Annotated in this window: 20 protein-coding genes and 1 tRNA gene; 4 read left to right on the forward strand and 17 right to left on the reverse strand. The window is 48.8% G+C overall.

Annotated features, from left to right (window positions below; genetic code table 11):
- The first annotated feature begins 46 nt into the window (after positions 1-46).
- Positions 47-1,420, forward strand: a complete 1,374-nt coding sequence (locus tag DHU66_RS00185) for a citrate synthase (protein ID WP_108773900.1) — start codon at positions 47-49, stop codon at positions 1,418-1,420.
- 87 nt (positions 1,421-1,507) lie between these two features.
- Here the strand turns inward: DHU66_RS00185 and DHU66_RS00190 are convergent, their stop codons facing one another.
- From DHU66_RS00190 to DHU66_RS00210, 5 genes are read right to left on the reverse strand one after another with little or no spacing between them, the layout of a single operon-like run.
- Positions 1,508-2,875: an aminopeptidase gene (locus DHU66_RS00190; RefSeq protein ID WP_108773901.1), complete on the reverse strand. Its 1,368-nt coding sequence runs from the start codon at positions 2,873-2,875 to the stop codon at positions 1,508-1,510.
- The gene (locus DHU66_RS00195) at positions 2,872-3,411 is read right to left on the reverse strand and encodes a GNAT family N-acetyltransferase (protein ID WP_108773902.1); all 540 of its coding nucleotides are present in this window, start codon (positions 3,409-3,411) and stop codon (positions 2,872-2,874) included. The genes DHU66_RS00190 and DHU66_RS00195 overlap by 4 nt, the downstream gene beginning before the upstream one ends.
- Positions 3,408-4,685, reverse strand: coding sequence for an amidohydrolase family protein (locus tag DHU66_RS00200; protein WP_108773903.1), 1,278 nt, complete (start codon positions 4,683-4,685; stop codon positions 3,408-3,410). The genes DHU66_RS00195 and DHU66_RS00200 overlap by 4 nt, the downstream gene beginning before the upstream one ends.
- A gap of 41 nt (positions 4,686-4,726) precedes the next feature.
- Positions 4,727-5,494 carry a GNAT family N-acetyltransferase gene (locus tag DHU66_RS00205; protein WP_108773904.1) on the reverse strand — a complete coding sequence of 256 codons (768 nt, stop codon included), beginning with the start codon at positions 5,492-5,494 and terminating at the stop codon, positions 4,727-4,729.
- On the reverse strand, positions 5,494-6,279 hold the full coding sequence (locus tag DHU66_RS00210; RefSeq protein WP_108773905.1) for an enhanced serine sensitivity protein SseB C-terminal domain-containing protein: 786 nt from the start codon (positions 6,277-6,279) through the stop codon (positions 5,494-5,496). The genes DHU66_RS00205 and DHU66_RS00210 overlap by 1 nt, the downstream gene beginning before the upstream one ends.
- A 94-nt stretch (positions 6,280-6,373) precedes the next feature.
- On the opposite strand from DHU66_RS00210, the gene DHU66_RS00215 reads away from it, so the two are divergent.
- Positions 6,374-6,931, forward strand: coding sequence for a rhomboid family intramembrane serine protease (locus DHU66_RS00215; protein WP_108773906.1), 558 nt, complete (start codon positions 6,374-6,376; stop codon positions 6,929-6,931).
- 14 nt (positions 6,932-6,945) lie between these two features.
- Here the strand turns inward: DHU66_RS00215 and DHU66_RS00220 are convergent, their stop codons facing one another.
- Positions 6,946-7,218, reverse strand: a complete 273-nt coding sequence (locus DHU66_RS00220) for a hypothetical protein (RefSeq protein ID WP_108773907.1) — start codon at positions 7,216-7,218, stop codon at positions 6,946-6,948.
- 146 nt (positions 7,219-7,364) lie between these two features.
- On the opposite strand from DHU66_RS00220, the gene DHU66_RS00225 reads away from it, so the two are divergent.
- Positions 7,365-8,588: a S1C family serine protease gene (locus DHU66_RS00225; RefSeq protein ID WP_245309294.1), complete on the forward strand. Its 1,224-nt coding sequence runs from the start codon at positions 7,365-7,367 to the stop codon at positions 8,586-8,588.
- A 71-nt stretch (positions 8,589-8,659) separates the two neighbouring features.
- Here DHU66_RS00225 and DHU66_RS00230 read toward each other — a convergent pair whose 3' ends face one another.
- From DHU66_RS00230 to DHU66_RS00245, 4 genes are all read right to left on the reverse strand, one after another.
- Positions 8,660-9,025 (reverse strand): DUF1667 domain-containing protein, encoded by a 366-nt coding sequence (locus DHU66_RS00230; protein ID WP_108773908.1) that lies wholly within the window; start codon positions 9,023-9,025, stop codon positions 8,660-8,662.
- Positions 9,025-10,278, reverse strand: coding sequence for an NAD(P)/FAD-dependent oxidoreductase (locus DHU66_RS00235; RefSeq protein ID WP_108773909.1), 1,254 nt, complete (start codon positions 10,276-10,278; stop codon positions 9,025-9,027). Before DHU66_RS00235 ends, DHU66_RS00230 begins: the two co-directional genes overlap by 1 nt.
- The gene (locus tag DHU66_RS00240; RefSeq protein ID WP_209451699.1) at positions 10,278-11,705 is read right to left on the reverse strand and encodes an NAD(P)/FAD-dependent oxidoreductase; all 1,428 of its coding nucleotides are present in this window, start codon (positions 11,703-11,705) and stop codon (positions 10,278-10,280) included. The genes DHU66_RS00235 and DHU66_RS00240 overlap by 1 nt, the downstream gene beginning before the upstream one ends.
- Positions 11,706-11,828: 123 nt before the next feature.
- The gene (locus DHU66_RS00245; protein ID WP_108773911.1) at positions 11,829-12,392 is read right to left on the reverse strand and encodes a TetR-like C-terminal domain-containing protein; all 564 of its coding nucleotides are present in this window, start codon (positions 12,390-12,392) and stop codon (positions 11,829-11,831) included.
- A gap of 154 nt (positions 12,393-12,546) precedes the next feature.
- Here DHU66_RS00245 and efp point away from each other — a divergent pair, with 154 nt between their 5' ends.
- Complete coding sequence (gene efp / locus DHU66_RS00250) at positions 12,547-13,104, forward strand: elongation factor P (protein WP_108773912.1); 558 nt, start codon at positions 12,547-12,549, stop codon at positions 13,102-13,104.
- A gap of 79 nt (positions 13,105-13,183) precedes the next feature.
- Here the strand turns inward: efp and DHU66_RS00255 are convergent.
- The 7 genes from DHU66_RS00255 to phoU form a co-directional block, all read right to left on the reverse strand.
- Positions 13,184-13,274, reverse strand: a tRNA-Ser gene (locus tag DHU66_RS00255).
- A 64-nt stretch (positions 13,275-13,338) separates the two neighbouring features.
- Positions 13,339-13,956 carry a tetratricopeptide repeat protein gene (locus DHU66_RS00260; RefSeq protein ID WP_167836187.1) on the reverse strand — a complete coding sequence of 206 codons (618 nt, stop codon included), beginning with the start codon at positions 13,954-13,956 and terminating at the stop codon, positions 13,339-13,341.
- 73 nt (positions 13,957-14,029) lie between these two features.
- Positions 14,030-15,328, reverse strand: a complete 1,299-nt coding sequence (locus DHU66_RS00265) for a glycosyltransferase family 2 protein (RefSeq protein WP_108773914.1) — start codon at positions 15,326-15,328, stop codon at positions 14,030-14,032.
- Positions 15,329-15,434: 106 nt separating this feature from the next.
- Complete coding sequence (gene buk, locus DHU66_RS00270; RefSeq protein ID WP_108773915.1) at positions 15,435-16,553, reverse strand: butyrate kinase; 1,119 nt, start codon at positions 16,551-16,553, stop codon at positions 15,435-15,437.
- 65 nt (positions 16,554-16,618) lie between these two features.
- Complete coding sequence (locus DHU66_RS00275) at positions 16,619-16,855, reverse strand: hypothetical protein (RefSeq protein ID WP_108773916.1); 237 nt, start codon at positions 16,853-16,855, stop codon at positions 16,619-16,621.
- Positions 16,856-16,932: 77 nt separating this feature from the next.
- Positions 16,933-17,862: a PfkB family carbohydrate kinase gene (locus DHU66_RS00280; RefSeq protein WP_108773917.1), complete on the reverse strand. Its 930-nt coding sequence runs from the start codon at positions 17,860-17,862 to the stop codon at positions 16,933-16,935.
- A 90-nt stretch (positions 17,863-17,952) separates the two neighbouring features.
- Positions 17,953-18,606, reverse strand: coding sequence for a phosphate signaling complex protein PhoU (gene phoU / locus DHU66_RS00285; protein ID WP_108773918.1), 654 nt, complete (start codon positions 18,604-18,606; stop codon positions 17,953-17,955).
- Between the last annotated feature and the right edge of the window lie 6 nt (positions 18,607-18,612).

The raw sequence follows: 18,612 nt of genomic DNA on the forward strand, positions 1-18,612 counted from the left end.
CGCAATCTTTTTCTGAAATAAAATGTAATAAATGGGGAGGGTAAAAATGATCTATCCAAATACACCTGCTTTGACAGATGAACAATTAAGAATCCTGTGCGATGCCTACCGGAAGGCAAATTTTATTGATCCAGAAATGTCTGAAAAGCTTGGCGTCAAGCGCGGTCTGCGGAATGCGGACGGTACGGGCGTACTGGCTGGTCTGACCAATATCTGTGATGTCCAGGGCTATACACGGGATCAGGATGGAAACATTGTTCCCCAGCATGGCAGACTGATTTACCGGGGCATTGACCTGAATGATATTGTCAATGAGGCTGTCCGGACGGACCGCTTCATGTTTGAAGAAGTACTGTGGCTGCTGCTGCTTGGCACTCTGCCAGACAAGAAAGAGCTTGTATTCTTTCAGCATCTGCTGGAAAGCCACCGGGAACTGCCGGATGGATTTGCGGAAATGATGATCATGAGTGCCCCTTCTCCCAACATCATGAACAAGATGGCCCGCAGTGTACTGGCCATGTATGCCTATGATAAAAATGCCGAAGATACGTCTTTGGAGAATATTGTCCGCCAGTCGATCAATCTGATCGCTGAGCTGCCAACGATGATGGTCTATGCGTATCAGGCATTCCGGCATGTCTATCTGCACCAGTCCATGTATTTTCATTATCCCCGCAGCGGCCAGTCCACTGCCGAGCATATTCTGTCTACGTACCGTGCTGATCAGAAGTTCACGCATGAAGAAGCACGGCTGCTGGATCTGTGCCTGATCTGCCATGCGGACCATGGCGGCGGCAACAATTCCACCTTTACAGACAGAGTTGTCTCCAGTACATTGACAGATACGTACAGTGCCATTGCGGCAGCGATTGGTGCTCTGAAAGGGCCGCGTCACGGCGGTGCCAATCTAAGAGTCATGAAGCAGCTGGATCAGCTGCTTGCCGCAGATGTAGATCCAGGCAGCGATGCCAGTGTCAAAGAAGCTTTGAAAAAGATCCTGCACCGGGAGGCAGGAGATGGCAGCGGCCTGATCTATGGCATCGGCCATGCGGTCTATACTCTCTCTGATCCGCGTGCTCAGATTCTGAAGAAGTACAGCGGCCATCTGGCCGGCATCTCCGGGCATCAGAAGGAATATGACATGCTTTGCATGATTGAAAAGCTGGCACCGGAAGTCATGCAGGAAGAAAAAGGAAAATCCATGCATACATGTGCCAATGTCGATCTGTATTCTGGTCTGATTTATCGGATGCTTGGCATTGATGAAGTGCTGTATACACCAATCTTTGCATTAGCCAGAGTGGGCGGCTGGTGTGCCCACCGCATGGAGGAAGTTGAATTTGCCAATCGGATCATCCGTCCCGCCTATAAGTATGTTGGCCCTGTCCATCAGGATTACAAGAGTCTGGATGACAGATAACAGGCATTGCATTGTCACAGTGCAATGCTTTTTTCATGCAAAAAACCGCTGTGGAATTTCCACAGCGGCATATGTACAGCCAGCAAATCAGTCCATGTCTTTCAGGAATGCCTGATAGGCACGATATGCCTCATACACATCTGCCTTGGATACAATCTCTGCGGGAGAATGCATGTTTTCAACGGCAATGCCGGCATCCACAACGTCCATGTTCAGATTGGCAAGGATATAGGCAATCGTACCGCCGCCTCCCTTGTCAACGGCACCCAGCTCGCATGTCTGGAACATGACATGATTGTCATCCATGACTCTGCGCACTTTGGCAAAATATTCCGCATTGGCATCATTGGATCCGGACTTGCCGCGGGCACCGGTATATTTGTTGTAGCAGATACCCTGTCCCAGGAAGGCCGCATTCTTCATATCGAAGACGGATTCATACAAAGGATCCACAGCAGCACTGACATCACTCGAAAGCATGCGGCTGTTCTGCAAAGCATCATTGAGATCAACAATGCGTGTATCACCCTGCAGATCCAGCATTCTGGCCGTAACGTCCTCAAAGAAGCGGGACTGCATGCCGGTTGCGCCAACCGAGCCGATTTCTTCTTTATCAACCAGGATGCAGCAGGAAGTCCGCTCCGGCACATCCTTTTCATCGAGAATAGCACGCAGGGATGTATAGGCACACACTTTGTCATCATGGCCATAGCCCATGATCATGGAGCGGTCAAAGCCAAAGTCGCGTGCTTCCCCTGCCGGCACACATTCCAGCTCGGCGGACAGGAAGTCATCTTCCTCGATGTCATATTTTTCTTTCAGCAAAGACAGGATGTTTGCTTTCACGGCATCTTCCTTCGTATCTTTTCGGGCAATGGAGCCAACCAGCAGATCGAGATTTTCACCTTCCACTGCTTCTGCGGCAGTCTTTTTCATCTGCTCTGCTGCCAGATGCACCAGAATCTCTGTCACACCGATCACCGGATCTTTGGGATCCTCACCAATCACAACCGGCACAACACTGCCATCCTTCTTACAGACAACACCATGAAGAGCCATCGGCCGGCATGTCCACTGGTATTTCTTGATGCCGCCATAGTAATGGGTATCCAGCAGAGCAAGACCATCCTTCTCATATAATGGCTTCTGTTTGATATCCAGGCGCGGAGAATCAATGTGGGCGCCCAGAATATTCATGCCGGCTTTAACAGGCTGTCTGCCCATCACAAACAGCATGATATTCTTGCCGCGGTTGATCTCAAACACCTTCATGCCGGGCTCCAGCTTTTCAACTTCCTTCAGTGAAACAAACCCTGCCTCTTTTGCCAGTTTTTCACTCTCACTTGTAAATTCACGCTCTGTTTTTGCACGGCTGAGAAACTGACGGTATGCCTCATTAAAGGACGTCAGATTCTCCTTTTCCGTTTCATCCAGTTTATCCCAGACTGTTTTCATTTTGCTTTTCTCTCCTTTTCATACTGTATCTCTTCTGGTGCACCTGCTGCATTGCGCAGTGTCTTCATAAAATATGTAATACCAAGCCATTTTCCGTTTTTATAACCCGTATTTTCCAGACTGCCTTTGCGCACAAAGCCGCATTTTTCATGAAGCTGTTCTGATGCCGCATTGCCGGAAGTCACAATGGATATGATCTGATAATAGCCTTCCTCGGCAGCCTCCTGCAGGATCGCATGCATCAATTGTGTGCCAAGACCATGACCGCATTCTTCATGATCAAGATAGATGGACAGATCAGCTGTCCAGTCATAGGCTGCCCGCGGATTAAATGTTCCAAGATATGCATAGCCTTTGATCACACCATTCTCTTCCATCACGATCCAGGGATAGCGGCTGGTAACTGCTTCAATACGCTTTGTGAATGCTTCAAGTGACAGTTCTTCTGTTTCAAAAGTAATATTCGTGTGCAGGATGTACCAGTTGTAAATGGCAAGAACAGCTGGAATATCTTCCTTCTTGATCGATCTGATCATCGTCTGTATACCTCTTCACCATTCACGACAGTCATCATGACTCTGTCCTCATCCATCACATAGAAATCGGCTGGATCTGATTCGCGCAGGCTGCCTGTAAAGCCAAGCCTATTCTGTATATTGACAGAAAGTGTGCTGCTGTATGGCAGCACCGGCTGAAACGGCTGATCAGATCCATAGAACAGACTGCTGTCACTTTCCATCAGAAAGCCGCTTGTTCCAAGAACAATCTTTGCATTCTGTACTTTTGACAGCTGCGCAGCAGAGGGAACACGATGGACAAGAATGGCATCCTGCAGAGGATTGTCCGGATACATTTCATCCTGCAATACATCGAGTGCCTGATCAACTGCGCCAAAGGATGCCGCATCAAACCAGACTGGCGTATTGAAGCGGTTTGCCATCTGCACATACAGCTGCACGGTGGCATCGTCATAACGCAGTTCCTGATCGGATGCATCATCCAGTTTCAGCAGTAAAGCGCCAATCTTAAAGAAGTCATTGCCAACATCATAGCTGTATCCCTCATCCAGGAAGGAGGCAAAATCTTCAATCTGACAGAATGAAACAAGTTCTGATGCGCGGATCTTCATCTTCTGCTGATAGGACAGCTGTTCATACGCAGTCAGGACATCCTGATACGTTTCATTGGTGGAAAGAAAGTCCTCACTGCCAACGGCCGTGATCCCCTGGGCAGCTGCCAGTTCCATGCCTTTAAGCAGCCAGGTTTTGATTTCTTCAGCATCCGGTGCCGGCATGGCCTGACGGACAAGATCAACACCTGTCTGTCTGACAACACCCTTTTCCACATCAATACTGCCGGCCTCCACCTTTGTATTTTCATCGATCGCACAAGCCTGCAAAGCCGCACTGTTGAGTGCCATTGCCTGTCCGTCTCTGCTTAAGACCACAGCCGGCCGGTCGTTGACTGCCTCATCCAGAATGGTACGGTTAAGCTTTTCGGCATCACCATCCCAGTTGGCTCCATACAGCCATGCCTGGCTGCGGGGTGCATGGGCAAGACGTTCTGCTGCACCGGCAGAACAGTCAACACTGAGGGCATTGCGGCCCATCTGCAGCAGATGCACATGTCCGTCTGCCTTTCCCGGCAGTACGTGCAGGCCGTGCAGGTCAACTTCTTCATCCGCGTTGGCAAGTGCTTCCTGCATTCTTTGATCCTGAGCACAACCGATGGCAAGAATTTTTCCATCTTCCACAAGAAAGGCACCGTTTTTCTGATCTTTGATACAGCAGTTTGTGTAACCAGTTCGCATAGATTACCTCCTGAAACAAAAGCGGGATTTCCCCGCTGATTTTATAGCCATTGAATCCGGATATCACTGTCCTGCTCAAGACCGGCAATCGAGGCAATAACATCCTGATGATCAAACGCAATGCCGCTGGACAGAATCCAGCGTGTTTTTTCTTCATCACGGCGGTAGATGATGCCGATCACGATACCAGTAAACGTCGACAGCGGCTCCCTGGGTCCATAAACACAGGCATCCTGCCAGATTTCCTGGTTATTTTTGCCATGCAGCAGAATATAGCCGGCATTGCAGGCAAGCTCCAGATCCGGCAGATACGGATGCAGACTGCCATAAGGCTGATCAATCTCTGCCGTATACTTTCTGCCAAGATATCTGCTGCCAAGAAGGCATTCCATCAGCTGTACCTTCATGCCGCCGGCATCGGTTGGCACACCTGCTTTTTCAAAGCTGCAATTCTGATAGAACGCTGCCGAAGAAAGCAGTGCATTGACCGTGATCTTCTGGACAAAGTCATCCTGTGCTTCCTGTTTGATCAAGGAAAGCAGGCCGGTGCCAATGCCCTTATGAGAATCTTCCTGTCTGACAAACAGCAGTGAAACATGATAGGTTTCCGCTGTATAGGCAGCAACGCCTTCCAGTGTATCGTCAAAGGCGCCAAGCCAGACAAGCTCCTGGCCATGGTGATCCAGGAAGTCCTGAAACGAAGATACGGCTTCTGGGGACAGTGTGTGCTGCACAGACTGGGCAAATGCCTGCTGTACCAGGGCCATGCCCTGGCTGATTTCATCATGATGCAGATGGCGGTACTGCATCACAGCTCCAGATTCCTGTCATACAGAGCGACACCGCCCTTGACGATTTCTTTTTCTGCTGCCTCTGAATACCATACGGTTTCCAGCGGAACATCCTTGCTCAAAGGTGTGGCAGCAGAAAGAATGCCGTCCGCAATACTCTGATCCTGCTTGTCGGCTTCAATGACAAAGACGAAGCTGACTGTGCCGCCGGCAATCTTCTGTTTCAGCCAGACACGGCTGATCTCCTTTTTACCGGTGCAGTAGTCATAAACAGCTGTCACCATGCGGGTTGGATAGATCCGAGGCTCACTGTACTGTGCCTTGACAGCAGGACGTGATGGAGCCGGAGCAACCTTGGTCTGTACACCAGCCAGCATGAGTACCATGTTCTTTGGAATCACGATGTTATCAGCACCTGGATTGACGATCAGTCCCTGCGCTTTCTGGTCTTTTGCTGACAGCATTCTTGCCAGAGCCGGAATCGTGCTGACAATATGTTTTGGTTCATCTTTTGCAAAGTGAATCAGCTTGGTCTTTTCAAAATCTGTAAAGACCGGGAAGAATGTCTTGCCGTCCTGCGTATTGAGAAGGAAGAACTTCATCTGGTCAGGACGGACATGTATTCTGCCCTGGGCATCCTTTGTCTCTTCAAACGTGCATGGTGAAAGCAGTTTTGCCTTTTTCAGCTCTTCACCAAGTCTGGCCTGTTTTTCAGGAGTTGATCCCTGTTTGAGCAGGCCGATGACTTCTTCCAGGCCTTCATTATGAATCGGACCGGAAATTTTGATATTTTTTTCTGCCATATTCTCATTCCCTCTTTTTCACACCTGATAAGTATACAAATTTCTTGCTTGATTCTCAATCAATGGACGCAGTGCTGCGTTATAATGAGTGCCTATGAAAAAGATTACGTTCAACGCACCGGTCATTCTGACCTTTACGCTGCTTTCTGCCGGCGCTCTGATTGCCAATACACTGACTAACGGATGGGCAAATGCCTGGATCTTCTCCATCTATCGGACTTCCTTCCGTGATCCCATGCAGTATGTGCGGCTGTTTACACATGTTCTGGGCCATGCTTCGATCGATCACTATGCCAGCAATATGATCATGTTTCTGCTGGTAGGCCCGCTGCTCGAGGAAAAATATGGTTCCAGGCGCATCCTGCAGGTGATCCTGGTAGTGGCACTGGTCACCGGACTTGTTCATCTTGCCCTGCCGGACAATACGGCCCTGCTTGGTGCCAGCGGCATTGACTTTGCTTTCATTCTGATGGCAAGCGTGACCGGCAATAACCGCGGAGGCATTCCGCTGACGATGATCATTGTTGCTGTGATCTATCTTGGCAGACAGATCTATGCCGGCATTACAGCAAGTGATAACATTTCCCAGCTGACTCATATCATCGGCGGATCAATTGGTGCTCTGTATGGGCTTGCCCTGCAGAAGCACTGAGTGTTTCGCTTTTTTTATTTCTTGAGTTTATCAAGGATCGGACCGCCTTCAAAGAACTGCCCGTTGTACAGGACGCGGAACATGATGACACCGCCGAATTTTGTATGATGGAACAGCTTCTTTGTATAAGAAACCAGATCACCATGGCTGCCATCATCTGTCACTTCATACTGCGCTTCCATATCTGAAATCATTTTGATCAGCGTATAGCGCGGCATGGTCTGGGATGCCAGAAGATCCATCAGTTCTTTTCTCTGCACAGGCATTGCGATATTCAATACTGCCATTTTTCTCATCTCCCGGAGTATTCATTGTACAATGAAGATGCACGTGAAGATAGTATACATGCAGTTTTCATAAGCCGTCATGCATCGTTCACATGCCGTTCACAATCCGGCTCTATCATAATAAGCGTAATCGGGAGGTATAAAAAATGAGTGAGATGAATGAAAATGAAAATACAAATTCCACTGTGGATGCAGAATTCACAGAACGTCCAGCCGGTGCAGAGCCTGAGACACCCCGCCATGATAAAAAGCATACAAGAAAGAGCCATCCGGTCGTGACCATTGCCTTAAGTGCGGTGGTTGGTCTTGGCACTGGTTTTGCCGGTGGATATGCAGCAGTGAAGTCTAACAGCAGCAATGGCACAACCGTTGTTTATAAAGCAGCGCAAAGCACTGCTGCAACAACCCAGACAAGTGCCAGCACTTCCAGCAGCTCTGATCTGACAACAACTGAGATAGCAGCTAAGGCTTCACCAAGTGTCGTTGAGATTCAGGTCAAGGGTACTGCAACAAGTTATGGTATCTTCGGCGGTACATATGAAACAGAAGCGGCTGGTTCCGGTGTGATTATTTCCAGTGACGGCTATATCGTTACCAACAACCATGTTGTGGCAGATGGCAATGAATATACAGTTGTGACAAGTGATGGTACATCTTATACTGCTTCTCTTGTCGGTACGGACGAAAAGAGTGATATTGCCGTATTGAAGATTGAGGCAACCGGACTTAGCGCTGCGACGATTGGTGATTCTGATACGATTCAGGTTGGCGATAAGGCCGTTGTCATCGGCAATCCGCTTGGTACACTGGGCGGCACCGTGACCGATGGCATCATTTCTGCCACGAACCGTGAAATGGTCATCAATAATGAATCCATGAATCTGATTCAGACAAATGCAGCAATCAACTCGGGCAACTCCGGCGGCGGTCTGTTTGACGGCCAGGGCAATCTGATCGGCATCGTCAATGCCAAGGATTCCGGCACAACTTCTTCCGGTACTGTCATTGAAGGACTTGGCTTTGCCATTCCGATCAATGATGCCATGAATGTCGCCCAGCAGCTGATGGAAAACGGCAAGGTGACTGACCGGGCAACCCTGGGTGTCTATGTCAAGGAGCTGTCTCAGGATACCGGGAATTACAAGGCTGGCCTGTATGTCAGTGATGTCGTATCCGGCGGCCCTGCTGAACAGGCAGGCATCAAAGCATATGACCGGATCGTTTCTGTGGATGGCACTGAGATTTCCAGCTACTCTGATCTGAGTGCAATCCTGAACAAGAAGCGTGTTGGTGATAGCGTTGAAGTTGTCATTGAAAGAGATGGCTCACAGAAGACGGTTACCGTGACTCTTGGTGCCAGCGGCGACTAAGTCATCAAAGCCAGATAACAATCTGAAAAGATGATGCGCATCTGTGCATCATCTTTTCTTGTGGTAACGGATTATGCGCGTTCAAGCGAGCGGGAAGCGACCAGGGCAACACCGGTGCCGGCCAGATCTTTCAGGATCACCTGTCCTTCTTTGACAGGTGCTGTCACTTTCGCAGTACGTACTTCATCCATGGCTTCTTTCATCAGATCCAATGGAATTTCTGATGCGGAGATAACCGGGCATACCCGGTGAATGCCCCCTTCTGCACGTACTGTTGTAGTCAGAATGCGCATCGGCCGGATACATTCCTGTCTGGCATAGGCATCTCCCTTGGGGCAGGAATTGCCAGCCACAGAAAGGACTTTGCCTTCTTCCATCTGTACGTGGATCCGGCAGCCCCGCGGGCAGCATACGCAAACAAGTTCTCTGTCTTCCATCACTGATCCTCCTTTACGCTGAATACCAGATTGCCATCCAGACCGGCAAGCTCTTTGCCGGTGATGACCATACGCTCCATTTCAGAAGGCATCAGTTTGTGCTTCTGCATATGGCGCAGCACCTTATCACCGCAGCGTACTTCCAGGGTGCCTGTTTCCATCGGCTTTCTGACCCGGAAGAAGAATTCAACGTTGTCATTGATATCACAATGCACGCGTGCCGGCACTACATAGCCGATGCCATCACCCGGTTCTGTTTGATATTCTGTACCCGTTGGTGCCTGCTGTTTCAGATAGCGGACAGCACCTAGCGCAGCACGTTTTGCCTGCAGAGAAACATAGTCAACAAGATCATGGACATGCAGACCATTGCCGCAGGCAAAGATGCCAGGCACACTGGTCATGTATGTATCATCCACAACCGGTCCCTTTATGCGTGGATCCATCCTGATCCCGGCTTTTTCAGCCAGATGATTCTCGGGAATCAGACCGACGGACAGCAGCAGTGTATCTACATCGAAATACTGCTGGGTGCCCGGGATGGGCTGACGGTGGTCATCGACCCGTGACAGCTCAATTTTCTCAAGTCTGTCTCTGCCATAGACACGAGTAACTGTATGGGAAAGATACAGCGGAATATTGAAGTCTTCCAGGCACTGTTTCATATTACGGGGAAGTCCGTTGGAGTATGGCATGATTTCTGCAACACCATAGACCTTTGCGCCTTCCAGTGTCATTCTTCTTGCCATGATCAGGCCGATATCGCCAGATCCCAGGATGAAGACTTTTTTGCCTACAAGGTAACCGTCAATGTTGAGATAGCGCTGTGCCTGTCCGGCTGTATAGATGCCGGCAGGTCTTGTGCCCATGATATTGACGCCGCCGCGCGGTCTTTCATAGCAGCCGACTGCCAGGATGATGGCATCCGCCTGTACCGTGACATAGCCTTCTTCTGCATTGACGTATTCGATGGTACGGTCCGGGTGCAGTGCGGTCACCATCGTGTTGAGCTTGAAGGGAACATTCAGCTTCTTTGCCATGTTTACATACCGTTCCGCATAGGCAGGACCGGAGAGCTGTTCATGGAATGTCTGCAGACCGAAGCCATTATGGATGCATTGTTCCAAAATGCCGCCTGGTTCACTGTCCTTTTCAATGACGACAATATCTTCGATGCCGTTTTCCTTCAACGTTACTGCAGCGGAAAGGCCGGCACTGCCTCCGCCGATGATTACAGCCTGATATTTCCTCATTATCGGTTCTCACTTTCCAGGATTTTTGACTTTTCGCCATCCAGAACAACTTCCAGTGGTGATTCTTTCAGCTCGCGGGCAAGAATTTCTACAACGCGTGGTTCACAGAAACCGCCCTGGCATTTGCCCATACCCGGACGTACTCTCTTCTTGACGCCTTTGACGCTGCGTGCACCGCACACAGCATGGATGCAGTCAGCAATCTCACCTTCGGAGATCTGCTCGCAGCGGCAGATGATGCGGCCATAGGCAGGATTCTTTGCAATGGCTTCATTGCGCTGCTCTGGTGTCAGTTCTGCCATCACCAGCGGCCGTTTCCTTGTCATCACGGCATCGGGATTCTTTTCAAGAGACAGATGTTTTTCAACAAAATTGGAAATCACATATTCAGCAACAGCTGGTGCACTGGCAAGGCCCGGTGATTCAATAGATGCCACATCCACAAAACCCGGGGCATCTTCATATTCCTGAATGACAAAGTCCTTGCTTGAAGAGCTTGGACGCAGACCTGCAAATGTGCGGATGGCATGCTGGAATGGCACATTCTTCATTGTCTTATTGATCTCTGTGCGGACATAATCCAATCCCTGCACAGTATTCTCATTGTCATCAGGGTCATCGCAATAGTCACTGTTCGGTCCCAGCAGTACATTGCCATATACAGTTGGCACTGCCAGAACGCCCTTGCCCTTTTTGCCAGGCACCGGGAAGATCACATGGTGGACAAAGTTCGTATCCTGATCCAGGACATAGTATTCACCGCGTCTTGGTGTGATATGATACGGAACCTTGCCGGATACCATGCGTGCAATGGTATCGGCATGCGTGCCGCTGCAGTTAATGACCATCTTTGCATCAAAGCTGCCCTGGTTTGTTTCTATGGTAAAGAAGCCATCCTTCTTTTCGATGTTCCGTACTTCTGTATCCAGCTTCAGTTCTGTGCCGTTGCCAATGGATGCCTGCATGGCCGCAATGGCAACTTCCCATGGATAAATGACAGCTGTTGTCGGAAAGCTGAGCACCTTGGTGACAGCATCAGAGAGATTTGGTTCTTCTGTTCTTGCCTGTTCACCGCTTAGGAACGCATGTGTGATGCCGCGCCGCTCTGCCCGGTCGGCAAGCACATCCAGCTTTTCTTCTTCCTCTGGTCCCACAGCCGCAATATAGGCTCCGACAACTTTGCGCACACAGCCTAGTTCTTTCGTCAGTTGCTCATACATTCTGGCACCCTGCACATTGAGTTTTGCCTTCAGGGTACCGTCTTCCGGATCGTATCCGGTGTGTACAATGGCAGAGTTTGCCATGGTTGCACCATCCGCGATATCGTGGCAGCGTTCCACTGTCAATACATTCAGTTTGTACTGGCTCAGACGGTATGACAGCAAAGATCCCGTAATGCCAGCGCCAATCACAATGACATCGTACATAATGATTCCGTCCTTTCAAATTCTCTCTGCGTATTATTATAAGAAGTTCCAGTCGCCTTTGAAAGTGCTTACATTGAAACAGATTTAGTCAATTCTGCCAGAATGACAAAAGCAGTGCTGCTCTCAGCACTGCTGTCTGTTTTTAACAAATGTCGAGATCGCTGGTGTGAAGCCATCCCTTGCCAGTATTTCAATTTTTGCAACAATTTCATCCGGATTGCGCCGCATGCCATCCTTCACCCATGACAGAAGCATCCCGATCAATGCATGTTTATAGAAGTCTGCAACAAGCTTCTTGTCCTCTTCTTTCAGCAGCAGCCCGGCTGAAGTGGCATTGATTGCATTGATAATCAGATTTTCCATGATGCTGTACAGGAAATCCTCAATGTGTTCCCGCGAGATCGAGCGGAATGTCTGCTCGACAAAATCTTTCTGGTTCTGTACGGCATGGAACAATTTTGCCAGGCCTGTCTGCCATGTCTCAATCGTATTATCATTTCCGATTGCCCGCATGGTTTCCCGGTAGTAAATATCCTCAATGAGTTCATAGATATCATGATAGTGGTAATAAAATGTCTGCCGGTTGATGCCAACAGCAGTGGTCAGATCAGAAATTGTAATTCTGGAAAGCGGCTTCTCCTTCATTTTTGCACGGAGGGCTTCCGCAAGCTTCTCCTTTGTGTCCATATCAGTTCTTCTCTCTGTCTTTTACCTGTATTTTAGCAGAATATTCTCTGAGCGGAAACGAATCGTCAACAGTTCGTTTCCCAATGTTGAGTAAGGATTGACAATATTGCCGGATTTGAAGAAAATATGAACGATATCAAAGGAGCGTGAAATCATGATTCAGTCAACAGAAATCAAACCAGGTCAGTGTTTTGTCTGGGATGGAGAACTTTACCAGGCAATTACGGTTGACCGTAATAAAACAGCCATGGCAAAAATGAAGGTTGCCATCAAGGTCAGAAGTCCAAAGACAGGTGTTGTCAAGGAGCTTGGCCTGCTTGGTTCCGACCGTGTCGAAGAAGCTAATATCGACAAGCGTGAGATGCAGTATCTGTATGATGCCGGTGAAACACTGTGCTTCATGGATACAGAAACATACGAGCAGATTGAGATTCCGAGCGACCGTCTGACATGGGAGAAGCAGTTCCTGACAGAGAGCATGATGGTCAAGGTTGAATTCTACAATGGTGAGATCCTTGGCATTGAGCTGCCTGACAAGGTCAACCTGAAAGTTGCCGAAGCCGAAGCTGCTGTCAAAGGCAATACAGCAACAGCTGCCCAGAAGAATGCTACTCTGGAAACAGGTCTGGTGATCAAAGTTCCGCTGTTCATCAACACTGGTGATACTGTGGAAGTTTCCACTGCTGATGGTAAGTACTGCGGCCGTGCATGAGCATCCCAAGCGGATGCTTTTTTTCTGGGTGCAGGCATATAGCGAAAGAAAAAAGCCACTCAGACGAGTGACTTTTTCATGGCGCAGGAACAGGGATTTGAACCCTGGCACCGTGTTACCGATCTACAAGCTTTCCAAGCCTGCCCCTTCAACCACTTGGGTATTCCTGCATGTGGTCTCATTAATGACGCTTGTTAATGATACCATAGTTTTTAGAAAAGGAAAGAGAAGATTTCAGGAAATCAGCTCACCTACCGGTTCGCTCTTGGGCAGGTGGAGCTTGCTGCGCAGTTCTTCTTCCCCTTTTTCAGCACGTTCCAGCATGCTGTAATCAAACATGCGGTCATATGGCATGATGTCCATCATATCCTCTACAGCGGCCTGATACAGCTCATGGGCAGCCTGCAGGTTCTTCTCCATGCCGATACCGTCTTTCATGCAGTCAGCTATTCTGACATATACAAACGGCTCATCCAGACTCTCTTCCTGGGCATCATTCTTTTTCAGAGCCTGCAGATACCACTGGGCCGCTTTTTCTTTGCTCTGGGCAACAATGCCATCCATGCCGCTCCAGTAATAATCGCCGACTTTCAGCATACCGGGAATGCAGCCTGTTTCTGCCGATTTCTGGTAATACTGAAATGCCTCTTCAGTATCTTTATCTGTGCCGGTCCCGTTTTCATAGCACTCTCCCATCCGGAACATCGCATAGCTGTTGCCCAGCGAAGCTGCTTTGCGGTAAAAGCGCATTGCCTCTTTATGATTTGACTTCATGCCAAGTCCGCTGTAATACGCATCACCTACGGAACAAAGCATGACACTGATATTCTTATTTTCTGTCATTTCTTCCATACGGTTGGTATTGTAGCAGGGCTCTTGCGGAAAGCAACAGAAAATGACCAGATCATTCTTAAGGTGATGCACCTCAGACATGACTGACAAAGTTTTCCAGATTATGCACAATCACACGCAGAAACTGCATCAGCTGCTGTGCCTTGCTGTCATCCAGTCCCTTTGCTTCAACCTGATTCAGATCAGACAGTGCAACATCAATATCATGACTGAGATCCTGGCTGCGGGATCCTGTCTTGATGTGGAAGCTGTTCATGATTTCCACATGCAGCAGATGCCTGGATACCAGCTTCTGCACGCTGCCTGCTGTGGCTGCATAGGACAGACCGGTGAAATCCATGATTTCCCGCATGGTGGAGAACATATTGGAGTTGCGCACAGCTTCAAAGACAAGGACATCTTCAAGATCGAGATTGTTCTTGATCGCCACGGTATTCAGCTGGGTCTCATAGGCTTTGCGCAGATAGAACAGCAGCACTGCATAGTGAAAGCTGCCATCGGTGCGCCATACAGCCTGCACTGTCTCTTTGCCGAGCTTCATGGTGCCTGGTGCCATCGGCATCACCAGATCATCAGAGGCGGCGGAAACAAGATAGCCGGCAATTTCTGGGCGCGAGCGGCGGTATTCTTCTTCATTCAGAACGTGGCGGAAAAAGGCATCATAGTAAGAAAACACCAGTGATCTTGATTGCAGCATGCGGCTTGGTGAAAGGCTCTGGGTGACCAGTGACCCTTCGGTTTTGACATAGTAATACACCGGGATCTGCAAAGGTGCAATGGCATGGCAGTGCAGCAGATATTCCAGATTGAAGATGAAATCTTCACAATAGCTGACCTTGGGATCCATCTGCAGATGATACTTCTGGATAATGTCATTGCGGTAAAGCTTGTTCCAGAGAACACCATAGTAAAAGTCAGCCGGAGACAGCTTCATGCAGTCGGCATATTCCTCCAGAGTCAGCACATCATCGGATATAATGGATCCTTTGCGTGCCACCTTGGTGCCAACAACCCGGTAGAAATCTGCCACGACCATATCCGCATTGCTTTGTTTGGCACAGCGTACCAGCTCCATTGTCGCATTGGACGCAATCCAGTCATCCGCATCCAGAAACTGAATATATGTCCCCTTCGCCCTGGCAAGACCGTTGTTGCGGGCCGTGGAAACACCGGCATTGGCCTGGTGGATCACAACAACACGTTTGTCTCTTTGTGCATAATCGTCCAGAATGGATGGGCTGTGATCCCTGGAACCATCATCCACGCAGATGAGTTCAAAATCCTGATATTCCTGGTGCAGTACGGAATCAATGCACCTCACAAGATATTTTTCAGCCTGATAAACCGGCAGAATGATACTGACTTCCGGCATAGATTCACTTCTCCTTTGCTTTTTGTATGCCTTACTATGGTATCACAGCCCTGCCGGCAAAGAAAAAAGCATCCCACGCAGGAATGCTCGTTTTATGAATCATCGATCAATTGTCATGGAAGCCATCCCATACAGGTTTGCCTGTATAGGTCATCGGCTTCAGCTGTCCGCGCAGCACAGCAAGGGCTGAAGCAACCATAGACTCATGTTCAAACTCGCCTGGATAAGCCTGAATCGGCGCAATCCATTCACAGTGTTCTTTCATATAATCCGTGACGCCAGGAATACGCAGCAGGCCGCCTGTCAGCAGAATGGCATCCACGTGGCCTTCCAGCGGTGCTGCCATCATGCAGATCCACTTGGCACACTGATACTCCATGGCTGTCCATACGCGCGCTGCCATCTTGTCGCCTTTGCGCACCTTGTTATAAAAGATATCTGCTGAATCGGAAGTACCAAACCAGGAAGACAGTCCGCCTGCCTGTGAACAGAGCTTTCTGACCTCAGATTTATCCTTGTCAAACAGATAATCCAGTACATCCGTCACGGCCATGGAACCCATTCTGGTTGGTGTGAACGGACCTTCACCGCCGCCGGCATCATTGCCGTCAATCATGCGGCCATGCTTATGACAGGTAATGGAGATACCGCCATCAATATGGGCAACAATGAGATTGAGATCTTCATACTTCTTGTCAATAGATGCAGCATAGCGGCGGGCTGTTTCCTTGGCATTCAGCACATGGGCAGTCGCTCTTCTGTAGATGCCTTTGACACCCGTGATACGGGCCTCATCACACAGTTCATCCACGACAGGCGGATCCACCATCAGGGCAATACCGCCATACAGCTTCTGAAACTCATACGCCATCTGGACGCCAAGCATGGAACTGTGATAGAAATGTCCCTTGACTTCACGTGTATCATCCACGAGCTTCTGATCAATGGTATAGCAGCCGGAAGCACATGCATAGCATGGTCCGCCTCTGCCAACCACAGCATCAATATGATGCAGGTCAACATGAGAATCCTGAAGGAATTTGCGCATGACATGCATGCGGTAATTCAGCTGATCATTGATCGTCGGAAATTTCAGCAGCTCAGAACTGTCATGAAATACACTTCTGGAAAGGACGCATTTCTCATTTTCAAACAAAGCAATCTTGGTAGAAGTAGATCCCGGATTAATGACCAGGACATGATAAACTTTTTCTTCATCCGCCATTTCTTATTCCTCTTTCCTCAACGTCTTCTATTATATGACACAAAGCATTCCAAAACTAAAAAAGATCAGAGTGCCCCTTTGGCAAGGAATGCATCAAGCATTCTTGCAAATTCTGCCGTAGGCATGACCTGATCATTTTTTCTATTATTCGGATCCTGAATCACAACAATATCCGGCTTGATCTGAATGTGATAATACATACCATTGATTTCCGTCATCGCCCAGCGGTGATGCATGACAGCCTGCACTTCATGGGCATAATGACTCATATTGCATTGTTCCTTTGTAAGAAAATCATTCATACGCTACCTGAGGAAACCGGTTTTCCTTTACCGGTTTTTATTATAAGAATTGCAAAGGAAAATGCAATGGAAACGTTTCATTCTGCGCAGTGAAACAGGTTGAATTCGGATGGCTGAAAGCGCGGGCATACGTTTTCAGTGGTTGCGATGACACTTGATGCGAGTCTTGTTCCGATGCGGCATGCCTGGGCAAGTGTTTTGCCATAGGTCAGGCCGATAGTAACACCGGCAAAGAACGCATCACCGCAGCCGGTTGTATCCACCACAGCAGTACGCTGAGCAGGTACGATGCCATATTCCCTGCCATGGCATGCATAGACTGCCCCCTGTGCGCCCATGGTGACAACCATCTGCCTATAGCCTGCCTGCTGCACCTTGCGGCAGATCACCGGTGCAAGCTCTTCTGGCTTCATGCCGGCATAATCTTCTGAAAACAAAAGTCCTGCCTCTTCCTGGTTGCAGACAACACAGTCCGTGCACATCATCAGATCGCGGCGTTCCATGGCAATGGACATATTGGAGACAAGTGCATAAACCTTCTTGTTATACTTATCTGCCAGTGCAAAGATTGCTTTGAGCAGATCAGCTTCCATATCAATCTCAACAACCACACTGTCACATTTGGAGAAGATTTCATCGCCATGTTGTTTCAATGTTTCGCTGATGGCAGAGAGATCCGGCCGCTGGGAGATGGAACCAACCACATCTCCTTCTTCATTAAAGATTGCCAGCCATTTGCCCAGGCCCCCATCGCGCTGAACAATATAGTCTGTATTGACCTTATGGCGTTTCAATTTCGCAATAATTTCTTCTGAAGCGGATGAATGATCCAGCACTGAGACATAAGTTGGCTTCAGTTCCACATTGGCAATATCTTCAGCTACATTGCGGCTGACACCGCCCTGTACCTCAACAACCTTGCCGGCATTGCGGCCATCTGCCACATACTTTCCAAATGGATATCCCTTGATATCCATCAAAGAAGCTCCGAATACAACAATTCCCATATGCACGCCTCCATCAATGGAGCCGATTATACACGAAACAAAGATACATGACAAAATGAAAAAAGCTGCCCGCAGGCAGCTCATGTGTTCTCAGTTGGTATTGCCTTCACGCACACCGGTGATGGCAAACAGAACCCACTGGGCAATGTTTACGGTATGATCGCCAATACGCTCGAAGTATTTGGCAATCATCAGCAGATTCAGAGCGTATTCCATATTGACGTTGTTCTTGCCGCCGAAGACTTCGATCAGCTTCTGCTTGGCATCATTGAAAGCTTCATCAACTTCATCATCTCTTGCAATGACGTGACGTGCAAGCTGGGCATCTCTATTCACGAATGCTTCAATGGAACTTGTGACCATATCATTGACGACATCTGCCATGCGGCGCAGATTCAGAATATCATTGGCAGCAGACAGATTCTCTGTGATCACAATTTCAGCAATATCATTGGACTGGTCACCGATTCTTTCCAGATCAGATACCATCTTCAGTGCAGCGGAGATCACACGCAGATCAGTGGCGACCGGCTGCTGTTCCATCAGCAGCTTCAGGCACATATTCTCAACCTCACGCTCTTTACGGGAAATGGTCACAGCCTTGGCTACAACTTCCTGTGCTTTCTTGGGATTGCCATCCATCAGTGCTTCGATGCAGAGTGAAATGGAACTCTCACAGAGCTCACCCATTTCATGCATTGTCTCATCCAGCGTCTGCAGTTCATTATCAAAACGATTTCTCATAAGTTA

The sequence above is a fragment of the Lactimicrobium massiliense genome (assembly GCF_900343155.1).
Classification (GTDB): domain Bacteria; phylum Bacillota_I; class Bacilli_A; order Erysipelotrichales; family Erysipelotrichaceae; genus Bulleidia; species Bulleidia massiliensis.